A 21,682-nucleotide genomic window follows, 5' to 3' on the forward strand; every position below is an offset into this window, starting at 1 on the left:
ACATATTTTTACCCAGCTTTGATTTTATGAAATCATTTTCTTTCGCAGCTTTATTACTTGTATGTTTTGGATACCCTGTTTTTGCCCAAAATGATACTACTGCTTATCATGATATTTTTAAAAAAGTGCAAAAACAATATGCACCAGATAAAAGAGATATTTATTTTAATATTCAGTTTAAGAGAGATTCTGTTATTGCCGAAAGCAGTTCTGCTGAAGCTTTAGAAGTTTTTAAACAACAGATAGCTGCTTTAAATCAGACGAAATTAAGAACAGAGTTGTTACCAGGAACTCAGTTAGGTGGGAAGATATACGGTGTAACTACAATTTCTGTTGCCAATCATCGCAGTCAGCCTGTGCATGGTGCAGAGCTGATGACCCAGACTCTATTGGGTACCCCTCTACAAGTTCTAAAAAAACAGGGTGGATTTTATCTGGTAAAATCGCCAGATGGTTATTTAGCCTGGACCGATGGAGGTGGTGTGGCCAGTATGACTGCTACCGAATTTAATGACTGGCAGAAAGCAAAGAAAATTGTTTTTACAGATGATTACGGACATAGTTATGCAGAAAAAGATCTGAAATCAAGAAGAGTATCTGATCTGGTTAAAGGAGATATTTTAAAGCTAGTGGGTACTGAAGGCGCATTTCTCAAAGTGGCTTATCCAGATCATCGTGAAGCCTATATACAGAAAAATCAAGCTACTGATTATATTGAATGGGTAAAACGACCTAATCCAAAAGCTACAGATATTTTACAGGCTGCCGAAACCTTAATAGGTGTGCCGTATTTATGGGGTGGTACTTCTATAAAAGGAGTAGATTGCAGTGGTTTTACCAAAACAGCTTTCTTCCTGAATGGAATTATTATACCAAGAGATGCTTCTCAGCAAGCTTTGGTAGGCAAAGCTGTAGATGTAATGGAAAATGATACCATCAGTGTTAATAAATGTCTGCAAAATTTACAGCCGGGCGATCTGATGTTCTTTTCTGCTTCAAAGCGGAGAGGTATGAATGGAGGAAGAATAACACATACAGCTATTTATATAGGCAAAGGAGAATTTATCCAGTCGGCAGGAATGGTTAAGATCAGCAGTATTTTACCTGACGCACCAAATTACGATGAAGGCCAGACCAGAACTTTAGTGAGTGCCCGCAGAATGCTTACTGAAATAGGTACACCAAAAATTACAAGAATAGATCAACAAGAATGGTATAAATAAAAAAATCCCTGTGTTTCTTACACAGGGATTTTTTTAAATACTTTAATTTATTTTTGACCATACGTCTTGCTGAACTTGTTTCAGCATCTTTTGCAGATGACGTAAGTTAATGGTGATTAACCCAACAAGGTTCTCCAGTTTACTTTACTGTCTATTGTAAAATGTAAGTCTTTTATGGCTATACGCTGTTGCTCCATAGTGTCTCTGTGGCGTATTGTTACGGTATCATCTTCCAAAGTCTGGTGATCAACCGTGATACAGAAAGGCGTTCCTACGGCATCTTGCCTGCGGTAACGTTTACCAATAGCATCTTTCTCTTCATACATACAGTTGAAATCAATTTTCAGCTTATCCATGATTTCACGGGCTTTTTCAGGTAAACCATCTTTCTTGGTAAGCGGGAAAACAGCTACTTTGTAAGGCGCAAGTGCCGGATGTAGCTTCAATACGGTTCTGCTATCTTGTTTTTCTTCTGTACTCAGGTCTTCTTCAACTAAAGCATTGATCATGGTTAATAAGAACATTCTGTCTAAACCAATAGAAGTTTCAATTACATAAGGAACATAATTGCCATAAGGTTTGCCGTTCTCATCCAATTCGGCATCAAAATACTGCATTTTTTTACCACTATATTCCTGATGTTGAGTTAAGTCAAAATCTGTTCTGCTGTGAATACCTTCAACCTCTTTAAATCCAAATGGGAATTCGAACTCGATATCGGTAGCCGCATTGGCATAATGCGCTAATTTGGTATGATCATGATAACGGTATTTTTCAGATGCTGTACCTAAGGCTCGGTGCCATTTTAAACGAGCTTCTTTCCAGTATTCAAACCATTTTTTATCTTCTCCAGGGCGAACAAAGAACTGCATTTCCATTTGCTCAAATTCGCGCATACGCATAATGAACTGGCGAGCAATAACCTCATTTCTGAAAGCTTTACCAATTTGCGCAATACCAAAAGGAATTTTCATGCGACCGGTTTTCTGTACGTTCAGGAAATTTACAAAAATACCCTGTGCCGTTTCAGGACGCAGATAGACTATATCACTGCCCTCTGCCATAGCCCCAAACTGGGTGTTAAACATCAGATTGAACTGGCGTACATCTGTCCAGTTACGTGTGCCGCTAATAGGGCATACGATCTCATTTTCCTCAATCAATACTTTTAAACGAGGCAGGTCTTCAGCTTTTAAGGCATCATCCATGTCTGCCTGTAATTTGGCAGCTTTATCTGTTTTGCCATCTTTTTCGTATTTGGCAATCTTATCTTCTAATAATTGATCGGCACGGTAGCGTTTTTTCGAATCCTTGTTGTCAATCATCGGATCGTTAAAACCATCTACGTGTCCGCTGGCTTTCCACACTTTAGGGTGCATAAAAATTGCAGCATCAATACCCACAATATTTTCATGCATTTGCACCATGGCTTTCCACCAATAGGTTTTAATGTTGTTTTTAAGTTCAGCCCCAAGCTGACCATAATCATATACTGCACTTAACCCGTCATATATTTCGCTACTTGGAAAAACAAAACCGTATTCCTTAGCGTGTGAGATTACATTTTTAAATTGTTCGTCGTTATTTTTCTGCGCCATAATGCCACAAAGATAGTAAATAAGCTGATACTAAATATTTAGCCTGATCAGCAATAATGATTTGAATTTGATCAATAAAATTTAAAGAGATATGCTGCTTAAAATGAAGATTAAATCACCCATTTTTCGCAACCTGCAAGAAAATCTTCTTTGGCATCGGCTCCAATTCCAATGGTATCGGGTACATCTAAAATATAACCATCATAAGATAAACCACCTGTAGTTGGATCAACCAAATGACCAAGCAAACAAGTATCTAAATCGAAGAATACGACATTGGGACTGGCTAAAGCAAAGTGTAGGTTGGCTGTTAAAGCAATTTTGCTTTCCATCATGCTACCGATCATACATTTTACACCGCGTTGCAGGGCTTCTTCATGTATTTTTTGTGCTTCGAGAATACCTCCAGATTTGGCAAACTTGATGTTGATGTATTCGCACGATTTTGAATTCAATAGTTTTCTGGCATCATGATGGTTGTAGCAGCTTTCATCAGCCATAATTTTTATGGGCGAGTTCAAAGCCAACTCAGGTAATCTATCGTCAAACCAAGTACGCATAGGTTGCTCACAAAATTCAATATCCTGATCAGCTAATTCGCCTAGTGCAAAAACCGCATCATCAAAGCTCCACCCCTGATTGGCATCTAAGCGTAAAGTAAGCTCATTGCCTACGGCCTTTCTAATTTGTCTTACACGCTCTATATCTTCATGAACTTTCTTGCCTAATTTAATCTTGATAATCCTGCAGCCATTTTCTTTGTATTTGAGTGCTGTATTGGCCATTCCTTCAGGTGTATCTATGCCAATGGTCATATCGGTTTCGATTACCTTTTTATTGCCTCCTAAAAACTGGTACAAAGGTTTTTGAGCATGCTTTGCTGAAATATCAAACAAAGCCATATCAAATGCACTTTTAATGGTAGCATTGTGATCTGCATAAGCCAGTAGATCCTGCATACGTTCTGGTATTTCTAAGGGATTTTTCCCTTTCCAGATCCCTGCGAAGTCTTTGGCCATGGCTAAACAGGTTTCCTGAGTTTCACCTACAATCATTGGAAAGGCAGAACATTCGCCTACACCATAAATTCCGGCATCGGTGTGTACTCTTATAAAAACATTCTGGGCAAATTCCATGGTACCTGTTGCAATTACAAAAGGCTCCATCGGAATACTAAAGCGGTAAATCTCGGTATTCGTAATTTTCATCGTATAAATTGTAATTTGGCAAACCTAAAGGTATTGCGACTTTGTTTATTAATCAAGAAAATAAGTAAAATAACAAAAGTTTTTATCTAAAACATAAAATCCTACCTTTATTGCATGTCAAAACAGGCCAATAACCTTATTCACGCGTCTTCTCCTTATCTATTGCAACATGCTCATAACCCGGTTGAGTGGTATGAATGGGGGCAAGAAGCTTTACAAAAAGCTAAAGATGAAAACAAGCTTATTATTGTAAGTATAGGTTACTCTGCGTGCCATTGGTGCCATGTAATGGAGCGTGAAAGTTTTGAAAATTATGAAGTGGCTGAGGTAATGAACAAGCATTTTGTATGCATAAAAGTGGATAGGGAAGAGCGACCCGATATAGACCAGGTTTATATGTTAGCTGTTCAGCTTATGAATGGTAATGGGGGATGGCCTTTAAATGCCATTTGTCTGCCCGATCAGAAACCTGTTTACGGAGGTACTTATTTTAGAAAGAACGACTGGATAAATATTTTACTAAACCTGGCTCAAATGTGGGAAGAACAGCCGGGAAAAGCAATGTCGTACGCTGAAAAGCTAATAGAAGGCGTGCAGCAGGCAGAAAAAATTATTCCAGTTAAAGAAGATATCACTTTTGAACTTGCTCAAATAGAAGAAATTGTAGCCCCTTGGCAGCGTAGTTTTGATGTAACAGACGGAGGTTATAACAGAGCCCCTAAATTTCCTTTACCCAACAACTGGGCTTTCTTATTGCGTTATAGTTTCTTAGCAGAGAACCAATCTGTATTTAATGCTACCCTGCATACTTTAGAAAAAATGATGATGGGTGGTATTTACGACCATCTTGCAGGTGGTTTTGCCCGATACTCTGTTGACGATAAGTGGCATGTGCCTCATTTCGAAAAAATGTTGTACGATAATGCCCAATTATTAAGTCTTTATACAGAAGCTTATCAATGTGTTAAACATAAACCTTTTAGGCAGATTGCTATTGAAACCATAGACTGGTTGTTTAATGAAATGATGGATGAGAGTGGCTTGTTCTACTCGGCACTGGATGCAGACAGCGAAGGCATAGAAGGAAAATTTTATGTGTGGGATAAAAAAGAATTTGATCAAGTAGTGGGCGAAGATGCTGAACTCATGTCAGCTTATTTTAATGTAACGGAGCAGGGGAACTGGGAAGAAGAAGAAACCAATATACTACGTAGGATGATCGCTGACGAAGCTATAATGGCGCAATTTGGTATAGATGAAGAAACCCTGAATGATAAAGTAGGGCTGGCAAAAGCAAAACTACTGAGTGTTCGTAACAAAAGAGTAAGACCGGGATTAGATGATAAATGTCTTACAGCTTGGAATGCAATGACGATAAAAGCCCTGACCGATGCTGCATACGTGTTCAATTACCCGGTATATTATGGTTGGGCTAAATGCGCAATGGAATTTATTTTGGAGAGTTTGGTTACCGACAAAGGTGGATTATACAGAAATTATAAACAAGGGAAAGTAAGTATCAACGGATTTTTAGATGATTACGCTTTTACCATAGAAGCATTGATTGCGCTGTATGAATATGACTTCAACGAAAAATGGTTACAAAAAGCATTGATGTTTACCGCTTATGTGACGGAGCATTTTTCAGATGATGAAACCGAAATGTTCTTTTATACTGATAAAATGGAAGAAGCACTGATTGCACGTAAACATGAGGTTATGGATAATGTAATACCGGCATCTAATTCTGTTATGGCACAAAATCTCCAAAAACTGGCCTTGTATTTTGACCAAACTGAATATGCGGAAAAAGCTGTGGCCATGGTTAAATCTGTACTGCCACGTATAAAAAATTATGGTTCGGGCTATTCAAACTGGTGCATACAGCTTTTAAATGAAATATATGGTATTAATGAAATAGCTATTGCAGGTAAAGATATTGAGGGGGTAAGAGCTGAATTTTCAGAGGTTTATATTCCTAACAAAATTATGATGGGAGGAACAAATTCTACACTTCCTTTGTTAAAAGATAAGCAAAGCGACGAAACAAAAATCTATATTTGCCGAAATAAGACCTGTCAGCTTCCTGTAGAAACAGTAGAAGAGGCGGTTAATTATATCAATTAAATCAAAAAGAATGAATATTAGTTCAAACAGCGTTGTGGCTTTAACTTATGAGCTGCATACTACCACCCCTGAGGGGAACCAGGTCTTTGTAGAAAAAGCAAACGATGAAAACCCGTTAGTGTTTTTATATGGAGTAGGCATGATGCTGCCTAAATTTGAAGAGCATTTAACAGGCCTTAAAGCAGGTGATGAATATAGTTTTGAATTATCGCCATCAGAAGGTTACGGAGAAATAGATCCAGCTGCACATGTTGATCTGCCCATTACAATGTTTAAAGAAGCAGGAGGTGAGCTGCCAAATGTTGGTGATGTTATTCCTTTGCAAGATAATCAAGGGAACCAATTCCGTGCAGGTGTAACCGGAGTTCACGAAGAATTTATTTCTGTAGATTTAAATCACCCTATGGCAGGTAAAAACCTGATTTTCTCTGGTAAAATTCTAAATGTAAGACAAGCAACAGAAGATGAATTAAGTCACGGTCATGCACACGGTATAGACGGTCATTCTGGACATTAATTCAATTTACTTATAAATAAAAAAAAGCATCACTTTTTAGGGATGCTTTTTTTATGATATGGACTTTAATCTAAAGTACTTTACCACTCACTAAACTTACCGGAGGCTGATCCATGGCATTGGCTGTGCTTAGTTTTAATATACCTTTAACCTTAATCGTTTGGTAGGTAAACTTTACCGGTTCAACTAAATCTACCTGTACCATAATAGGTACGCCGTTCTTACCGCAATAAAAACATTGGTTTATCGGTAGGGTAGAAAGCATAAATTTAGTTTGTTTCATGCCGTCTTTTATAGGAACAATATAACCTTCAAGTTCGAAAGGTTTGTTCGCATATTTTTTTATTTCATTGTTAAATATGGCATACATTTCTGTTTCTTTAACGGTTTTAAAATCAACCGAACCAATAACATCCCAGTTTGTAGACATAATCTGGTCACTTGGGTCGTGCTGTGCCTTTGCCTGTATGCCAAGGCCGATAAAGGCTAAAAATAAAAAAGCGAGTTTTTTCATGATATTAGTTTTTTGCTAAAATTTTTGAAATGTTAGAACGATAAGCCTGTATGGCTGGGATAATGGCAGCGAATATACCAATGGCTAATCCAATTAACAAAAGATAAACCTCTTGTGGTAAAAAGATCAGTCCGGTTAAGCGAGCCTGACTACTTTCCTGATAAGCACCTATAACCTGTAAAATTCCATGTCCAACTGCCAGTCCAATCAGAGAACCTATAACAGTTAAGATCAATCCCTCTAAAATAATAATGATAAATAATTTTAATCTTGATGCGCCTAAAGTACGCATTACAGCCAAATCATAAGTGCGTTCTTTTAAAGAATTGTATAAGTTCACAAATACACTTATACCGGCAACCAACATGATCAATACGGCAAACCATTGCAAAGTATCAACGCCTACGCCTATTAAAGAAAATAAACGTGTGCTTTCCATAGCCGGGCTGGCAGATTGTAAACTGGTCATCTGGTTTACCATACGTGGAAACATGGCTACCGACATAGGTGAACGGTACTGGATAAGTAAAGAAGTAATTTCTTTACCTTCTGTTTCCTGCTCATTTTTAAAATCAGTATGATTATGTCCTTCATGAGCATGTGCTTCTCCATCATCATGCATATGCCAGATGCTGGCTACATTGGTTAAGATCAGGTGATCGGTTACATTTCTTTGAGGAGCCAGAATGCCTACTACTTTATAAGCATGTTCTTTATGCTGATCACTCATTTCTGTAAGTCCGTGACCTCCGTAAAAAGTATCGCCAACTTTAAGGTTTTGCTCTTTAGCTACTGTAGCACCAATGGTAGCATCCATATCCTGTTGCCAGAATTTACCTTCTTTAATTTTGAGTTTGTAAAGACCTATATAGTTTGTATCAGTTCCTACAATACGAATACCATTATAATTATCGCCCAAAGCAAGAGGCACAGCCCGTTTTACAAATGGATTTCTGGCCAGTTCATTTGCTTCTTTCAAAGGAATATTTCCGGTAGGAAAATCAATATAATAGATACTGCTGAGAATAAGTTGTAAAGGACTGCCTTTAGCTCCTACAACTAGATCTATATCTTTTGAGTTGTTTTCTAATTTTTGCTCTATTTGATTAGATGCCAGCAGAAGTACGGTTAAAATACAGGTTCCGAACGTGATTAAAAGAATATTCAGCGTAGCATTTAAGGGTTTAGACCATAAATTTTTCCAGCTTAATTTAAAAGGGTTCATGATAAACTGTAAGTATTGGTAAATGCTTCTTTAATTCTTTGATCATGCGTGGCGATAACCAAAGTTGTATGATTCAATTGAGATTGTTCTAAGAGTAGATTAAGTACAGCCTGTGCATTTTTATCATCTAAACTTGAAGTCGGTTCATCGGCTATGAGCAAGGTAGGCTTGTTTAATACGGCACGGGCAATAGAAGCGCGTTGCAACTGCCCTTGACTTAACTGATCGGGTTTGTTATTTTTTTTAGATAGGATATTTAATGAATACAGCACTTCATCTATACGATTGGTGTTTACCTCTAAACCGGCTAAGCTCTGTGTAAGCTGAAGATTTTCTGTAATGCTAAGGCTTTTTAAGAGATGAGGTCTTTGAAAAACAATGCCTACATGCTGACCTCTAAATCGGTCTAAGGCTTTAGGCGAGAGCTGGTAAATTTCAGTACTATTGATTTTGACACTGCCTTGTGTTGGCTTTAAAATGCCTGTTAGGATATGTAAGAGTGTGGTTTTTCCACTGCCCGATTCACCTAAAAGCAACCACTGCTGGTTATTTTCGATTTGCCAGTCTTTAAAAACAATCTCCTGATTGTTGTTGTATTGATGCTTTATATCTTTTATTTCGATCATTTTTTTAGCCTTGTCACAAAAATAATTTATTGCGTTAAAGTAAAAAATGTAAGGCGTGTAAAGTATTTGCTACTTCTGTGCTTAAATACTGCGATAAAATAAGGTTTAATGAAAAAAGGCTGTCTAAAGAATTTAGACAGCCTTTTTATTATTTATACATTTCAGCCCTTTGTTTGGCAATCTCTTCACTGCTGATGTAGTCATCGTAAGTCATCAGTTTATCGATTACTCCGTTTGGCGTAATTTCGATTATTCTATTGGCAACAGATTCTGTTAGGGCATGATCTCGTGAGGTAAATAAGATGGTGCCTTTAAAATCTTTCATGCCATTGTTTAATGCTGTAATAGATTCTAGATCTAAATGGTTGGTAGGTTCATCAAACATTAAGAAATTAGCTTGTTGCAGCATCATTTTAGAGAACATACAACGCATTTTTTCTCCTCCTGAAAGTACTTTCACGTTTTTAAGTACTTCTTCTCCACTAAATAACATACGGCCTAAAAAGCTACGCACAAATTGCTCGTCGGCTTCAGTACCTGAATATTCTCTTAACCAATCTATTAGATTTTCGTCTTTACCTTCAAAAAACTTAGCGTTATCATTTGGAATATCAGCCGAACTGATGGTTACACCAAATTTAAATTCGCCACTGTAATCTTTGTCATTACCGTTTAAGATTTCATAGAATGCAGTAGTGGCTAAGCTGTTTTGAGAAATAACGGCAATCTTATCGCCTTTGTTAACCATAAAAGTAATGTTTTTGAACAAAGTTTCGCCATTTACTACTTTGGTTAAGTTCTCAGCCTGTAAAATCTGGTCGCCCGCTTCTCTGGCGCCATTGTTAAACATAATGGCAGGATATTTACGGTTAGAAGCTTTAATTTCGCTGATATCTATTTTCTCTAAAGCTTTTTTACGTGAAGTTGCCTGTTTTGATTTACTGGCATTAGCGCTAAATCTGCGGATAAACTCCTGTAATTCTTTTACTTTATCTTCAAGTTTCTTATTCTGGTCGGCACGTTGTTTTAATGCCAATTGGCTACTTTCATACCAGAAAGTGTAGTTACCGGTATAAATGCTCATTTTACCAAAATCAATATCAACAATATGCGTACATACCGCATCTAAAAAGTGACGGTCGTGACTCACTACCAAAACAATGCTTTGGTAATCCGCTAAAAAGTTTTCTAACCAGGCAATGGTATCAATATCTAAGTCGTTGGTAGGCTCATCCAGAATTAATATATCTGGGTTACCAAATAAAGCTTGTGCCAATAACACACGTACTTTTTGGTTACCGTCCAATTCTTTTACGGTTTTATAATGAAATTCTTCTTTAATACCTAGATTGCTTAATAGGGTAGCAGCGTTGCTTTCCATGTTCCAGCCATCCATTTCTGCAAAAAGATTTTCCAGTTCTCCGGCACGTTCACCATCTTTTTCCGTAAAATCCTCTTTCATGTAAATGGCATCTTTTTCCTTCATGATATCATAAAGCTGTTTATGCCCCATCATTACGGTTTCAATTACGGTAAATTCATCAAATTCGTAGTGGTTTTGTTTTAAAACAGCCATACGCTCACCAGGTGTAATGGCTACTGAGCCACCTGTCTGGGCAACATCGCCACTTAAAATTTTTAGGAAAGTAGATTTACCTGCACCGTTTGCACCAATAATACCATAGCAATTGCCATGTGTAAATTTAAGGTTAACTTCCTCAAAAAGAGTGCGTTTTCCGTAACGCAAAGATAAATTTGAAACTGAAATCATGCTTGAAAAAATAAAGTGCAAAGGTACGGAAAAAGGTTGAGGGATAAAAGCCTTAAAGAAAACCACTTATAATTATATGCCAAATCATTTGTATTTTTGCAGCAATGGCAACACTGGTAGATAGCGGAATTAAAGGATATAAGAATTACGGCAATTACTTACGCGAGAAATATAAAGGGCAGCGCGTGTTTAAAGTGATTGTTGACGGAGGTTTTACATGCCCTAACCGGGATGGTAGTAAAGGGTATGGTGGATGTACCTATTGTAATGTAGATAGTTTTACACCCGAGCCGTCGAGAAAACTGCCAACCATAAAAGAACAACTGGAAGAAGGCATTAGACGGGCAAAAACTTCGTACCGTGCAGATAAATTTATTGTTTATTTCCAGCCCAACACCAATACTTATGCACCTGCACATTATTTAAAAATGATGTACGATGAGGCCTTGTCTGTAAATAAAGAAGATGTGGTAGGTTTTGCCGTTGGTACCCGTCCAGATTGCCTTGATGCCGAAAAGGTAGCATTGTTAGAAAGTTATGCAGATAAGTATGATGTGGATCTGGAAATGGGGATGGAGTCGATCTACAATGAAACACTTGAAAAGATAAACAGAGGCTGTAGCCACGAAGAATTTGTAACTGCGGTTGAACTGCTAAAAGACAGTAAACTGGATTTGTGTGTCCATACCATCTTCGGATTTCCGTGGGAGACCCGCGAAATGATGAAAGGTTATATCCATGAAATCAATCGTTTCCCTCAAATTAAATTTGTGAAATTTCATCACTTGCATATTGTAGAGGGTTCTATTATGGGTGTTAAATATAAAAGAGAGCCTTTTAAATTGTTTACGCTCGAAGAATATACGGATCTGTTGTGTGAGCTTATTCCTTTACTGCGCCCGGATATTGTGATACAGCGTTTATTTGGTATTTCTGATTGGGATTTGTTAATTGCACCAAATTGGGGTCTAAACAAATCGGCTATACAAACCTACATAGATAAAGAAATTGAGCGCAGAGGTGTAGTACAAGGCTCTGCTTATACAAGTAAGACTTAAAAGATTATTTCTAAAGTTTAGTGAACCATTTTGTCGGCGCAGGTAGAGCTGGCAAAAGCTTCTGGTTTTGCTTTAAAAATAAAACCCATGCTTAAAATATATCCCATTGCATCATTCAAGGCTTTGTTTGATTTAAACATAGGGTTTGTATTGATGTCTGCATGCACCTCAAGAGCTACATCATAAATGTCTAACAGATCGCAGATAGAATAAGCTGTTTCTATTGATTTTTGTACTTCTAGAAGCATACGCTCTTTAATGCCCATGTTGGTGGTTGCCTTGTCCTGGCTAATATACATAAAACCGCCATGGTGCTCTCTCAGTAACACGATCACGGTTGCAAAATCAATGTGATTACTTTTAACCTGCGAATCTGTACCTATGCAAACTTTCAATTTGTAGCCGTTTTGGGTTTCACGAATAATGGCCTGTTCTACTTCTTCTAAAATGCTTGAATGGATAAGTTCTCCACTAAATTTTTTCCAAGTCATAATCATATAAGTTTAAAATTGATGATATCTTATACCTGCATATCATAAAAATAAGGGGTTGTTGTTAAACATATATTAATTTAATGCGGTTTATTTTTTAACAATATCTTGTTTTTCAACAAGATATGTCTGTGAAGTTCTTGCTGTTCCTGCCTTCAACGATTTGAAACGTAAGATGCAAGCTTATGCTAGTAAAGCATTACCTTTGCTGATGTAATATGAATTTGCCTCAGATTTTATCCAAATTAAAAATAGAGCAATTAAACACCATGCAGTTAAAAGTAATGGAGGTGTTTGATAAAGGTAATGATGTGTGTTTACTTTCGCCCACAGGTAGTGGCAAAACATTAGCATTTTTACTACCTCTTATTAAGCAATTGCAGCATGGAATTTCAGGCGTACAGGCATTGATCTTGGTACCTACCCGTGAGCTTGCATTACAGATAGAAACAGTGTTTAAGCAAATTACTACAGATTTTAAGATCAACAGTTGCTATGGAGGGCATGCTTATAAAACAGAACGAAATAATCTTTCTCATGCACCGGCAGTAATTGTGGGTACTCCCGGACGAATAGCGGATCATTTGAGCAGCGGTAATTTTAAAGCATTTAATATACGCTTGTTGGTGCTTGATGAGTTTGATAAATCTTTGGAATACGGTTTTGCAGACGACATGTCATATATCTTGTTAAGATTGCCAGAAAACAAGCAAAGCTTATTAACCTCTGCAACTGGAATTGATCACATCCCCGATTTTGTTAAACTTTCAGAGCCAAAAGAATTAAATTTTTTAGGTGATAAGAATTCAAATTCTAGATTAGACCAGAAAGTTATTTTTCATCATGAGATTGATAAAGATGAAAAGTTGTTTAAACTGCTATGCAAGATTGGCAACCAGACCACTATTATATTTTGCAATTACAGAGATGAAGTAAATAAGGTAAGCGATTATCTGATTGATAAAAATCTGGTGCATGATATTTTTCATGGCGGAATGGAACAGTATGAAAGAGAAAGAGCTCTGCTTAAAGTACGAAATGGGAGCAATCAGGTTTTGATCACTACAGACCTTGCGGCAAGAGGTATAGATATACCCGAAATTAAGCATGTAATTCATTATCAGATGCCCAAAACAGAAGAAGCCTTTATACACCGTAACGGAAGAACGGCACGTATGCAGGCTGATGGTAATGCTTATCTTTTTTTAGATACTAATGAGCAGGTTGATTATCTGAAACCTGATATAAAACAGGAAAATCTGGATGGACACTATGGGATGCCGCAAGATCCTTACTGGAAAACACTCTATATTAATGCCGGTAAAAAAAATAAAGTAAACAAAATAGACATTGTTGGTTTATTGATAAACAAGGCCAGCCTTAATAAAGATGATATTGGTTTGATTGAAGTTAAAGATTATGATGCCTATGTTGCTGTAAAAAGAGATAAGGTTGGCGAAGTTTTGCGATCTGTAGCTGATGAAAAAATCAAGCAAAAAAAGATCAGAATTGAATCGGCTATTTAAATTAAGATCATATATATATTATCTAATGTAAGATGAGTAATAACGAGATTATGAAAAAGTTGAGAGTAGCACTCTCCTTAACTTCAGAACAAATTATTGAAATATGTAATCTGGTAAACTTTAAAGTTACCAAAAGTGAGTTGGGCGATATTTTCAGAAAAGAAGATCACCCTAACTTTAAAAAATGTGGAGATCAGATTTTACGTAACTTTTTAAATGGTTTGGTAATTTATAAACGCGGGGTTAAAGAGGAAAAACAAGTTTAATTGTGGTTTTCCTGATGCGTAAGACGGTCAATCTTACTTAAGAAATTATCCAGTTTAAAGGGTTTAGGTAAAAAATCATCAGGAGCTGTTTCGGTAGAAGCTAAAATTTCCTGCTCATTATATAAAGCAGACATCAGGAGTATAGGTATATGTTTATACACTGAGCTGGATTTAAGCTGGTGTGTAAGAGAACGACCGTCAATTTTACCTAAAACTACATCCAATAAGATCAGGTCAGGTTCAAAGTCGCTTATAGCTTCAAAAATACGTTCGGCATTGTCAAGGGGTTCAACATCGTATCCTCCAATCTCAAGCACTAACTGTATCGTTTCTAAAACATCTTCATCGTCGTCAACAACAAGTATTTTTTTCATACGGCAGCAAATATATAGTTTGTTTCATGGTATTAATAACAACGTAAAAAAAAATCAGTTTAATTTATTTTTTTAAAATTTGAAAATACGCTTTCTGAGAAACAAAATCTTTTTGCTGAAACTATAATTCCTAGAAATGTGGATGTAACTATAAGATATTCAATAATTTTTTTCTGTCTAATTTAATTTTTGATTTCTTTTTTATATATTTGCAGCCCCAAGAAAAATAAAAAAAACGAGAGGAGGTATTTTCAACGATATGATTATTATTAATATTAAAGACGGTGAATCATTAGATAAAGCGTTAAAACGTTTTAAAAAGAAATTCGAAAAAACAGGAGTTTTAAGAGAACTACGTAGCCGTCAGGCGTTTGAAAAAAAATCTGTAACTCGTCGTACCGAAGTTAAACATGCAATTTATGTACAGGGTATGAATAAAGACGTTAACGCGTAATTATTACAGCATAAAATTTTTAAAAGCCTTTAGATTTTTAAAATCTAAAGGCTTTTTTGTTTTTATTGACTTTGATTAAAAATTTTGTATATTCACTCTTGAACCAAATCTGCGTGAGAGATGATGTATGTAGAAGATTTTTTAAAATATTTGATACATGAGAAAAGATACTCATCTCATACCTCGCAATCTTATCATACAGATCTTATCCAGTTCGCAGACTTCATAACAAATGCTTTTGCTGTTTCTTTGTTAGAAGTAAAAGGGCAGCATATTAGAACTTATATGGCAACTTTAATAGATGAAGGGAACTCTTCATCAACTGTAGCCAGAAAACTCTCAACTCTGCGTTCGTATTATAAATTCTTATTAAGAGAAAATAGGATAGAACACAACCCAGTTCAGCTTTTAAAAGCACCGAAACAATCTGTTAAATTACCTGTTTTTGTAGAAGAAGGCAAAATGGAAATGCTTTTAGATCAAGGGCTGGCTTTTGACGATACTTTTGTAGGGTTTCGTAATAAAGTAGTTATTGAAATACTTTTTGGAACCGGCTTAAGGTTGGCAGAACTGATCTCGCTAAAAGATCAAGATATAGATCATTATAACCATACTGTAAAAATATTAGGTAAGCGAAACAAAGAAAGGATTGTGCCGTTAAATATAAATATATTGAATGCGATAGCAGATTATAATAAAGCTAAAAACATGCAAGAATTTCCGGTTCGTCATGAATGGTTAATCGTAACCAACAAAGGTGCAAAAGCCTACCCGCAGTTAATTTACCGGATTGTAAATGCATGTTTAAGCTTGGTTTCCACACAATCTAAAAAAAGTCCCCATGTTTTAAGACACAGTTTTGCTACCAGCCTGTTAAACAGGGGAGCAGATTTAAATGCAATAAAGGAGTTGCTGGGGCACGCCAATCTGGCTGCAACCCAGGTTTATACCCATAATTCAATAGAGCGATTAAAATCTATATATAAACAAGCCCATCCAAAGGCATAAAAAAGGGAGGAAAAATGAAAATCAGAGTTCAATCAATTCATTTCAATGCTGACAAAAAATTATTAGAGTTTATTCAGAAGAAAGTAGACAAATTAGATTTGTTTTTTGATCAGATTATAGGAGGTGAGGTTTATTTAAAGCTGGAAAACGTAGAAGACGAAGCGAATAAAATTACCGAAATTAAGTTAATAGTGCCCGGGATGACCATGTTTGCAAAGGAACAATGCAAAAGCTTTGAGGAAGCAACAGATTTAGCAATCGAATCGTTAAGAAAACAGATTAACAAACATAAAGATAAAACCAGATCAAAATTAAGTGAACATAAAGCGATATTGAGCCCAGATCAAATAGCTGATTATTAGATAAATGCTGTTTAAATACGGTTAAACAAGGTTGATGGATGAAAATCCATCAACTTTTTTTTAAAATAAATTTTTAACAAAAAAATATTTGTGTACATTTGCAATCCGTTTCCGAAAGGGCTTTGCCTTTAAAAGAAACGAGTTTGTTCTCTGAAGAGAAAAAAAGTGAAAAAAATGTGAGCGAAGTTTGTAATTAACAATTTATTTATATCTTTGCGCCACATAAAATAAAAGCCTCCTTAGCTCAGCTGGTAGAGCAACTGACTTGTAATCAGTAGGTCATTGGTTCGATTCCGATAGGAGGCTCTTTTTATTTCAGGATGTTAGTTTTGGAGTAAAAGGGGGGAGATACCAGAGTGGCCAAATGGGACAGACTGTAACTCTGTTGTCGCAAGACTTCGAAGGTTCGAATCCTTCTCTCCCCACCAATAGATTTAGATTGTAGATTGACGATTTTAGAATAACCGGAACTCTTTTTAATCATAAATCAAAAAGCGGAAGTAGCTCAGTTGGTAGAGCGATAGCCTTCCAAGCTATAGGTCGCGAGTTCGAACCTCGTCTTCCGCTCAAATAAAGATGGGCAGTTGGCACTTGTAGCGGTAAGTTTAACCACGGTTAAATGCTGCTGCTTAGAAGAGAAAAAAGCCGAAGTAGCTCAGCGGTAGAGCACTTCCTTGGTAAGGAAGAGGTCGTGGGTTCAAGTCCCATCTTTGGCTCAATAAAAACAGCTTTGTTAATCTGTAAAGAATGTACAGACTAAACAAGGTTTTTTGTGTTAAGATTGTGTTTTAACAATAATAAATAAAAAATTTAACCTACTAATAGTATACAAAAATGGCAAAAGAGAAATTTGACCGTAGCAAACCGCACTTAAACATCGGTACAATCGGTCACGTTGACCACGGTAAAACAACTACAACTGCAGCTATTACTAAAGTTTTAGCTGATAAAGGTTTATCAGAAGTTCGTTCATTTGACTCAATTGACTCTGCTCCTGAAGAAAAAGAGCGTGGTATCACAATTAACACTTCACACGTAGAATACCAGACTGCTAACCGTCACTATGCGCACGTTGACTGTCCAGGTCACGCGGATTACGTGAAAAACATGGTTACAGGTGCTGCTCAGATGGACGGAGCTATCATTGTAGTTGCTGCAACTGATGGTCCTATGCCACAAACTCGTGAGCACATCCTTTTAGCTCGTCAGGTAGGTGTACCAGCGTTGGTAGTTTTCTTGAACAAAGTTGACATGGTTGATGACCCTGAGTTATTAGAGCTTGTTGAAATGGAAGTTCGTGAATTATTATCATTCTACGAATTCCCTGGAGATGATATCCCTGTAATTAAAGGATCTGCTTTAGGTGCATTAAACGGTGAGCCTAAATGGGTAGATTCAATTATGGAGCTTATGGACGCTGTAGATAACTACATTCCAATCCCTCCACGTTTAACAGACCTTCCATTCTTGATGCCAGTTGAGGACGTATTCTCAATCACTGGTCGTGGTACAGTAGCAACTGGCCGTATCGAGCGTGGTGTGATCAACTCTGGTGATCCAGTAGAGATCTTAGGTATGGGTGCTGAGAACTTAAAATCTACAGTAACAGGTGTTGAAATGTTCCGTAAAATCTTAGATTACGGTGAGGCTGGTGATAACGTAGGTTTATTGTTACGTGGTATTGAAAAAACTGATATCCGTCGTGGTATGGTTATCTGTAAACCAGGTTCAGTAACTCCTCACACTACTTTCAAAGCTGAGGTTTATGTATTATCAAAAGCAGAAGGTGGTCGTCACACTCCATTCTTCAACAAATACCGTCCTCAATTCTATTTCCGTACTACAGACGTAACTGGTGAAATTTCACTAGCTGAAGGTACTGAAATGGTAATGCCAGGTGATAACGTTACAATTACAGTAAAATTGATCAACGCTATCGCGATGGAAAAAGGTCTACGTTTCGCTATCCGTGAAGGTGGTAGAACAGTAGGTGCTGGTCAGGTAACTGAAATCTTAGCTTAATCTTAAGCTATAAACATACAAAAAGAGCTGGTTAAGGCTAGCTCTTTTTTATACACGGGAATAGTTCAATGGTAGAATAGAGGTCTCCAAAACCTTTGATCAGGGTTCGAATCCTTGTTCCCGTGCAAATAATCAAATAAATATGAAAGTAGTTCAGTTTATTAAAGAATCATACGAAGAAATGACCCAAAAGGTTACCTGGCCTACTTGGGGTGAGCTACAAAACTCTGCAGTACTCGTTTTAGTTGCCTCTTTAATTATTGCACTTGTTATCTTTGCAATGGATAAAGGTTCGCACTATGTGTTAGATACTTTTTATAAATCAATTTAAATTTATTTCGGCAAATGAACGATCAGTTAAAATGGTACGTAGTTAGAGCTGTAAGTGGTAAGGAAAAGAAGGTAAAGCAATACATCGATGCTGAGATCAATCGTTTGGGCATTACACATTTGGTTCCGCAGGTTTTAATCCCTATGGAAAAATATTACCAAATGAAAGATGGTAAAAAGATCGCAAAAGAGCGTAACTATTATCCGGGATATGTTTTAATAGAAGCAGCTTTAGATGGAGAATTAGAGCACGTAATTAAAGGTATCAATAGTGTTATCGGTTTCTTAGGCGACAATGCAGGAAACCCAATACCAATGCGTCAAGCAGAAGTTAACCGTATTTTAGGTAAGGTTGATGAAATGAGCCAGCAAAGTGAAACTATGAGCGTTGCTTATTATGTTGGTGAAAACGTAAAAGTAATGGATGGACCTTTCAATGGTTTTAGTGGTATCATTGAAGAGGTGAACGAAGAGAAGAAGAAATTGAAAGTTATGGTTAAGATTTTTGGTAGAAAGACACCACTTGAACTTAACTATATGCAAGTAGAAAAAGAATAAAAATAAAATTTTCAGAAAGTATTGTGGGACTGCAAGATAATTTATATCTTTGCAGTCCTTTTTATTTATAGAAATAAAAAGTCTTAAATGTTACATGCTTCCAAATTTAACATTGAGTATTACAATTAACAAATTAGAAAATGGCAAAAGAAGTCGGTGCACTTGTTAAATTACAAATCAAAGGTGGAGCGGCAAACCCATCACCACCGGTAGGACCTGCATTAGGTGCTAAAGGTGTTAACATTATGGAGTTTTGCAAGCAATTTAATGCTCGTACCCAAGATAAGCCTGGTAAGGTATTGCCGGTTGTGATTACTGTATATACTGACAAGTCTTTCGATTTTATCATCAAAACCCCTCCGGTAGCTATTCAATTAAAAGAAGCTACTAAATTACAGAGTGGTTCTGCTGAGCCTAACCGTAAAAAGGTAGGGTCGGTGACTTGGGATCAAGTTAAGGCGATTGCTGAAGATAAAATGAGCGATTTAAACTCATTTACCGTTGAAGCTGCTATGAGAATGGTAGCTGGAACAGCTCGCAGTATGGGTATCACTGTTAGCGGTGATGCGCCTTGGACTAATTAATTCACAAAAAAACAGTTTACAACAGTGGCTAAGTTAACAAAAAATCAAAAAATAGCACACGCTAAACTAGAAACCGGTAAGTTGTATTCTTTAAAAGAAGCAGCTGATTTGGTGAAAGAAATTACCATGACTAAGTTTGATGCATCAGTTGATATTGATGTAGCTTTAGGTGTTGATCCTCGTAAAGCAAATCAAATGGTTAGAGGTATTGCTACTTTACCTCACGGTACTGGTAAGACTGTTCGTGTTTTGGCTTTGGTAACTCCTGACAAGGAAGAAGAAGCTAAGGCAGCAGGAGCAGATTACGTAGGTTTAGACGAGTATGTGGCTAAAATTGAAGGCGGTTGGACAGATGTTGACATTATAATCACTACTCCTGCATGTATGGCAAAGGTAGGTAAGTTAGGACGTGTTTTAGGACCTCGTAACTTAATGCCAAACCCTAAATCAGGTACGGTAACTAACGAAGTTGGTAAAGCTGTAACTGATGTAAAAGGTGGTAAGATTGATTTTAAAGTTGACAAAACTGGTATCATCCACGCTTCAATCGGAAAAGTATCATTCTCGGCAGAGAAAATATATGAGAATGCTTTGGAGGTTCTTCAAACCATCTCAAAATTAAAACCATCTGCTGCTAAAGGAACTTATTTCAAGAGCATTCACGTTTCTTCGACAATGAGTCCTGGCATTGCAATTGAAACTAAAACAGTAGTGGGGATCTAATTATGAACAGAGAAGAAAAACAAGAAGTAGTTTTAACACTTCAAGAGAAAATTAAGGAGTATGGCAATTTCTATATTGCTGATACTGCTAACTTATCTGTTGAGAATGTAAATAATATCCGCCGCAAATGTTTCGAAAGCGGGATCGAGATGAAGGTTGCTAAAAATACTTTGATCAAATTAGCGATCGAAGGATTGGATGGCAATACAGAAGAGATCTTCCCTGCTTTAAAAGGGCAATCAGCATTATTGTTTTCAAAAGTAGGTAACGGACCAGCTAAGCTGATCAAAGCCTTGAGAAAAACATCTGATAAACCTCTTTTAAAAGCAGCTTATGTTGATACAGCAATCTTTGTTGGAGATAATCAATTAGATGCTTTAGTAAGCTTGAAATCTAAAGAAGAGCTTGTTGGAGAAATCATTGGTCTATTACAATCGCCAGCTAAAAATGTTCTATCGGCATTGCAATCAAGCGGTGGTAAACTTGCAGGTATTGTTAAAACATTACAAGAAAGAGGTTAACGAACACCTTAAGTTCGCAAAATTTAAACAAAATATTTTTACGTAAATTTTTAAAATCTTAATAAAATGGCAGATTTAAAAGCGTTTGCTGAGCAATTAGTAAACTTAACAGTTAAAGAAGTTAATGAGTTAGCTCAAATTTTAAAAGACGAGTATGGCATCGAGCCTGCTGCTGCAGCTGTAGCTGTTGCTGCTCCTGCTGCTGGTGGCGATGCTCCAGCTGCTGAAGAGAAAACATCTTTTGATGTAATCTTAAAAGATGCTGGTGGTCAGAAATTAGCAGTTGTTAAATTAGTTAAAGACTTAACTGGTTTAGGTTTAAAAGAAGCTAAAGATCTAGTTGACGGTGCACCTAAAGAATTAAAAGCTGGTGTTGCTAAAGACGAAGCAGAAGCTCTTAAAAAACAATTAGAAGAAGCTGGAGCTGTAGTTGAGATTAAGTAATCACTTAATTATAGCGAAACTCTAAGAAAAGACTCCGACTGCAAAGTCGGAGTCTATTCCCGTTTATAAACATTTCATTTGTTTGGTTGATGGAATGTCCCCTTTTTAAAACCAAAAAATAGTTTAATTCTTAAACTAAAAAATTTAGTCCC

General features: G+C 36.7%; 24 protein-coding genes and 5 tRNA genes. 21 read left to right on the top strand and 8 right to left on the bottom strand.

Annotation, left to right across the window (positions count from 1 at the left end; translation table 11 throughout):
* The first annotated feature begins 26 nt into the window (after window positions 1-26).
* Window positions 27-1,223, top strand: a complete 1,197-nt coding sequence (locus MMF97_RS06450; protein ID WP_243360721.1) for a C40 family peptidase — start codon at window positions 27-29, stop codon at window positions 1,221-1,223.
* Window positions 1,224-1,339: 116 nt separating this feature from the next.
* Here MMF97_RS06450 and MMF97_RS06455 read toward each other — a convergent pair whose 3' ends face one another.
* A complete protein-coding gene (locus tag MMF97_RS06455; RefSeq protein WP_243360722.1) occupies window positions 1,340-2,821 on the bottom strand; it encodes a glycine--tRNA ligase in 1,482 nt (493 codons plus the stop codon).
* A 110-nt stretch (window positions 2,822-2,931) separates the two neighbouring features.
* On the bottom strand, window positions 2,932-4,029 hold the full coding sequence (locus MMF97_RS06460) for a mandelate racemase/muconate lactonizing enzyme family protein (RefSeq protein WP_243360724.1): 1,098 nt from the start codon (window positions 4,027-4,029) through the stop codon (window positions 2,932-2,934).
* A gap of 114 nt (window positions 4,030-4,143) precedes the next feature.
* Between MMF97_RS06460 and MMF97_RS06465 the strand changes: the two genes are divergently transcribed.
* Window positions 4,144-6,156, top strand: a complete 2,013-nt coding sequence (locus MMF97_RS06465; RefSeq protein WP_243360726.1) for a thioredoxin domain-containing protein — start codon at window positions 4,144-4,146, stop codon at window positions 6,154-6,156.
* 10 nt (window positions 6,157-6,166) lie between these two features.
* Window positions 6,167-6,673, top strand: a complete 507-nt coding sequence (locus tag MMF97_RS06470; protein ID WP_243360727.1) for an FKBP-type peptidyl-prolyl cis-trans isomerase — start codon at window positions 6,167-6,169, stop codon at window positions 6,671-6,673.
* 70 nt (window positions 6,674-6,743) lie between these two features.
* Here the strand turns inward: MMF97_RS06470 and MMF97_RS06475 are convergent, their stop codons facing one another.
* From MMF97_RS06475 to MMF97_RS06490, 4 genes are all read right to left on the bottom strand, one after another.
* The gene (locus MMF97_RS06475; RefSeq protein WP_243360729.1) at window positions 6,744-7,187 is read right to left on the bottom strand and encodes a hypothetical protein; all 444 of its coding nucleotides are present in this window, start codon (window positions 7,185-7,187) and stop codon (window positions 6,744-6,746) included.
* Window positions 7,188-7,191: 4 nt separating this feature from the next.
* Complete coding sequence (locus MMF97_RS06480) at window positions 7,192-8,412, bottom strand: ABC transporter permease (RefSeq protein ID WP_243360732.1); 1,221 nt, start codon at window positions 8,410-8,412, stop codon at window positions 7,192-7,194.
* A complete protein-coding gene (locus tag MMF97_RS06485; protein ID WP_243360734.1) occupies window positions 8,409-9,038 on the bottom strand; it encodes an ABC transporter ATP-binding protein in 630 nt (209 codons plus the stop codon). Before MMF97_RS06485 ends, MMF97_RS06480 begins: the two co-directional genes overlap by 4 nt.
* A gap of 148 nt (window positions 9,039-9,186) precedes the next feature.
* Window positions 9,187-10,809 carry an ABC-F family ATP-binding cassette domain-containing protein gene (locus MMF97_RS06490; protein WP_243360736.1) on the bottom strand — a complete coding sequence of 541 codons (1,623 nt, stop codon included), beginning with the start codon at window positions 10,807-10,809 and terminating at the stop codon, window positions 9,187-9,189.
* A 104-nt stretch (window positions 10,810-10,913) separates the two neighbouring features.
* Here MMF97_RS06490 and MMF97_RS06495 point away from each other — a divergent pair, with 104 nt between their 5' ends.
* Window positions 10,914-11,867 carry a TIGR01212 family radical SAM protein gene (locus MMF97_RS06495; protein WP_243360737.1) on the top strand — a complete coding sequence of 318 codons (954 nt, stop codon included), beginning with the start codon at window positions 10,914-10,916 and terminating at the stop codon, window positions 11,865-11,867.
* Between the two features lie 17 nt (window positions 11,868-11,884).
* Here the strand turns inward: MMF97_RS06495 and MMF97_RS06500 are convergent, their stop codons facing one another.
* Complete coding sequence (locus MMF97_RS06500; protein WP_243360739.1) at window positions 11,885-12,358, bottom strand: ribonuclease H-like YkuK family protein; 474 nt, start codon at window positions 12,356-12,358, stop codon at window positions 11,885-11,887.
* 218 nt (window positions 12,359-12,576) lie between these two features.
* Here MMF97_RS06500 and MMF97_RS06505 point away from each other — a divergent pair, with 218 nt between their 5' ends.
* Together MMF97_RS06505 and MMF97_RS06510 are read left to right on the top strand one after the other, a co-directional pair.
* Window positions 12,577-13,884, top strand: a complete 1,308-nt coding sequence (locus MMF97_RS06505) for a DEAD/DEAH box helicase (RefSeq protein ID WP_243360741.1) — start codon at window positions 12,577-12,579, stop codon at window positions 13,882-13,884.
* 32 nt (window positions 13,885-13,916) lie between these two features.
* On the top strand, window positions 13,917-14,150 hold the full coding sequence (locus MMF97_RS06510; RefSeq protein ID WP_243360743.1) for a DUF1456 family protein: 234 nt from the start codon (window positions 13,917-13,919) through the stop codon (window positions 14,148-14,150).
* Here the strand turns inward: MMF97_RS06510 and MMF97_RS06515 are convergent.
* A complete protein-coding gene (locus MMF97_RS06515) occupies window positions 14,147-14,524 on the bottom strand; it encodes a response regulator (protein ID WP_243360745.1) in 378 nt (125 codons plus the stop codon). The two genes, MMF97_RS06510 and MMF97_RS06515, sit on opposite strands and share 4 nt — an antisense overlap.
* A 259-nt stretch (window positions 14,525-14,783) precedes the next feature.
* On the opposite strand from MMF97_RS06515, the gene rpsU reads away from it, so the two are divergent.
* The 15 genes from rpsU (at window position 14,784) to rplL (ending at window position 21,530) form a co-directional block, all read left to right on the top strand.
* Window positions 14,784-14,978, top strand: a complete 195-nt coding sequence (gene rpsU, locus MMF97_RS06520) for a 30S ribosomal protein S21 (RefSeq protein WP_243360748.1) — start codon at window positions 14,784-14,786, stop codon at window positions 14,976-14,978.
* 120 nt (window positions 14,979-15,098) lie between these two features.
* The gene (locus MMF97_RS06525) at window positions 15,099-15,986 is read left to right on the top strand and encodes a tyrosine-type recombinase/integrase (RefSeq protein WP_317228599.1); all 888 of its coding nucleotides are present in this window, start codon (window positions 15,099-15,101) and stop codon (window positions 15,984-15,986) included.
* A gap of 14 nt (window positions 15,987-16,000) precedes the next feature.
* A complete protein-coding gene (gene hpf, locus MMF97_RS06530; RefSeq protein WP_243360750.1) occupies window positions 16,001-16,348 on the top strand; it encodes a ribosome hibernation-promoting factor, HPF/YfiA family in 348 nt (115 codons plus the stop codon).
* Window positions 16,349-16,581: 233 nt separating this feature from the next.
* Window positions 16,582-16,654, top strand: a tRNA-Thr gene (locus MMF97_RS06535).
* A gap of 36 nt (window positions 16,655-16,690) precedes the next feature.
* A tRNA-Tyr gene (locus MMF97_RS06540) sits at window positions 16,691-16,776 on the top strand.
* A gap of 66 nt (window positions 16,777-16,842) precedes the next feature.
* A tRNA-Gly gene (locus MMF97_RS06545) sits at window positions 16,843-16,915 on the top strand.
* Window positions 16,916-16,992: 77 nt separating this feature from the next.
* Window positions 16,993-17,064, top strand: a tRNA-Thr gene (locus tag MMF97_RS06550).
* A gap of 118 nt (window positions 17,065-17,182) precedes the next feature.
* Window positions 17,183-18,370: an elongation factor Tu gene (gene tuf, locus MMF97_RS06555; RefSeq protein ID WP_243360752.1), complete on the top strand. Its 1,188-nt coding sequence runs from the start codon at window positions 17,183-17,185 to the stop codon at window positions 18,368-18,370.
* 54 nt (window positions 18,371-18,424) lie between these two features.
* Window positions 18,425-18,495, top strand: a tRNA-Trp gene (locus MMF97_RS06560).
* Window positions 18,496-18,512: 17 nt separating this feature from the next.
* Complete coding sequence (gene secE, locus MMF97_RS06565; RefSeq protein ID WP_243360754.1) at window positions 18,513-18,701, top strand: preprotein translocase subunit SecE; 189 nt, start codon at window positions 18,513-18,515, stop codon at window positions 18,699-18,701.
* Window positions 18,702-18,715: 14 nt separating this feature from the next.
* On the top strand, window positions 18,716-19,258 hold the full coding sequence (gene nusG / locus MMF97_RS06570; RefSeq protein ID WP_243360756.1) for a transcription termination/antitermination protein NusG: 543 nt from the start codon (window positions 18,716-18,718) through the stop codon (window positions 19,256-19,258).
* Between the two features lie 140 nt (window positions 19,259-19,398).
* The gene (rplK, locus tag MMF97_RS06575) at window positions 19,399-19,842 is read left to right on the top strand and encodes a 50S ribosomal protein L11 (protein WP_243360758.1); all 444 of its coding nucleotides are present in this window, start codon (window positions 19,399-19,401) and stop codon (window positions 19,840-19,842) included.
* A 24-nt stretch (window positions 19,843-19,866) separates the two neighbouring features.
* On the top strand, window positions 19,867-20,565 hold the full coding sequence (rplA, locus tag MMF97_RS06580) for a 50S ribosomal protein L1 (protein ID WP_243360760.1): 699 nt from the start codon (window positions 19,867-19,869) through the stop codon (window positions 20,563-20,565).
* A 2-nt stretch (window positions 20,566-20,567) separates the two neighbouring features.
* Complete coding sequence (gene rplJ, locus MMF97_RS06585; protein WP_243360762.1) at window positions 20,568-21,086, top strand: 50S ribosomal protein L10; 519 nt, start codon at window positions 20,568-20,570, stop codon at window positions 21,084-21,086.
* 66 nt (window positions 21,087-21,152) lie between these two features.
* Window positions 21,153-21,530, top strand: a complete 378-nt coding sequence (rplL, locus tag MMF97_RS06590; RefSeq protein WP_113638764.1) for a 50S ribosomal protein L7/L12 — start codon at window positions 21,153-21,155, stop codon at window positions 21,528-21,530.
* The last annotated feature ends 152 nt before the right edge of the window (window positions 21,531-21,682 follow it).

The organism is Pedobacter montanisoli (assembly GCF_022809115.1).
Lineage (GTDB): Bacteria > Bacteroidota > Bacteroidia > Sphingobacteriales > Sphingobacteriaceae > Pedobacter > Pedobacter montanisoli.

What these genes read in the sequence shown, in the direction of transcription:
- tuf (WP_243360752.1), top strand. Translation starts at nt 17,183, where the DNA reads ATGGCAAAAGAGAAATTTGACCGTAGCAAACCGCACTTAAACATCGGT.
- MMF97_RS06460 (WP_243360724.1), bottom strand. Translation starts at nt 4,029, where the DNA reads ATGAAAATTACGAATACCGAGATTTACCGCTTTAGTATTCCGATGGAG.
- rplK (WP_243360758.1), top strand. Translation starts at nt 19,399, where the DNA reads ATGGCAAAAGAAGTCGGTGCACTTGTTAAATTACAAATCAAAGGTGGA.
- rplL (WP_113638764.1), top strand. Translation starts at nt 21,153, where the DNA reads ATGGCAGATTTAAAAGCGTTTGCTGAGCAATTAGTAAACTTAACAGTT.
- MMF97_RS06525 (WP_317228599.1), top strand. Translation starts at nt 15,099, where the DNA reads ATGATGTATGTAGAAGATTTTTTAAAATATTTGATACATGAGAAAAGA.
- MMF97_RS06475 (WP_243360729.1), bottom strand. Translation starts at nt 7,187, where the DNA reads ATGAAAAAACTCGCTTTTTTATTTTTAGCCTTTATCGGCCTTGGCATA.
- MMF97_RS06505 (WP_243360741.1), top strand. Translation starts at nt 12,577, where the DNA reads ATGAATTTGCCTCAGATTTTATCCAAATTAAAAATAGAGCAATTAAAC.
- MMF97_RS06485 (WP_243360734.1), bottom strand. Translation starts at nt 9,038, where the DNA reads ATGATCGAAATAAAAGATATAAAGCATCAATACAACAACAATCAGGAG.
- hpf (WP_243360750.1), top strand. Translation starts at nt 16,001, where the DNA reads ATGAAAATCAGAGTTCAATCAATTCATTTCAATGCTGACAAAAAATTA.
- secE (WP_243360754.1), top strand. Translation starts at nt 18,513, where the DNA reads ATGAAAGTAGTTCAGTTTATTAAAGAATCATACGAAGAAATGACCCAA.
- MMF97_RS06495 (WP_243360737.1), top strand. Translation starts at nt 10,914, where the DNA reads ATGGCAACACTGGTAGATAGCGGAATTAAAGGATATAAGAATTACGGC.
- MMF97_RS06455 (WP_243360722.1), bottom strand. Translation starts at nt 2,821, where the DNA reads ATGGCGCAGAAAAATAACGACGAACAATTTAAAAATGTAATCTCACAC.
- MMF97_RS06450 (WP_243360721.1), top strand. Translation starts at nt 27, where the DNA reads ATGAAATCATTTTCTTTCGCAGCTTTATTACTTGTATGTTTTGGATAC.
- nusG (WP_243360756.1), top strand. Translation starts at nt 18,716, where the DNA reads ATGAACGATCAGTTAAAATGGTACGTAGTTAGAGCTGTAAGTGGTAAG.
- MMF97_RS06465 (WP_243360726.1), top strand. Translation starts at nt 4,144, where the DNA reads ATGTCAAAACAGGCCAATAACCTTATTCACGCGTCTTCTCCTTATCTA.
- MMF97_RS06510 (WP_243360743.1), top strand. Translation starts at nt 13,917, where the DNA reads ATGAGTAATAACGAGATTATGAAAAAGTTGAGAGTAGCACTCTCCTTA.
- rpsU (WP_243360748.1), top strand. Translation starts at nt 14,784, where the DNA reads ATGATTATTATTAATATTAAAGACGGTGAATCATTAGATAAAGCGTTA.
- MMF97_RS06490 (WP_243360736.1), bottom strand. Translation starts at nt 10,809, where the DNA reads ATGATTTCAGTTTCAAATTTATCTTTGCGTTACGGAAAACGCACTCTT.
- MMF97_RS06515 (WP_243360745.1), bottom strand. Translation starts at nt 14,524, where the DNA reads ATGAAAAAAATACTTGTTGTTGACGACGATGAAGATGTTTTAGAAACG.
- MMF97_RS06470 (WP_243360727.1), top strand. Translation starts at nt 6,167, where the DNA reads ATGAATATTAGTTCAAACAGCGTTGTGGCTTTAACTTATGAGCTGCAT.
- rplJ (WP_243360762.1), top strand. Translation starts at nt 20,568, where the DNA reads ATGAACAGAGAAGAAAAACAAGAAGTAGTTTTAACACTTCAAGAGAAA.
- MMF97_RS06480 (WP_243360732.1), bottom strand. Translation starts at nt 8,412, where the DNA reads ATGAACCCTTTTAAATTAAGCTGGAAAAATTTATGGTCTAAACCCTTA.
- MMF97_RS06500 (WP_243360739.1), bottom strand. Translation starts at nt 12,358, where the DNA reads ATGACTTGGAAAAAATTTAGTGGAGAACTTATCCATTCAAGCATTTTA.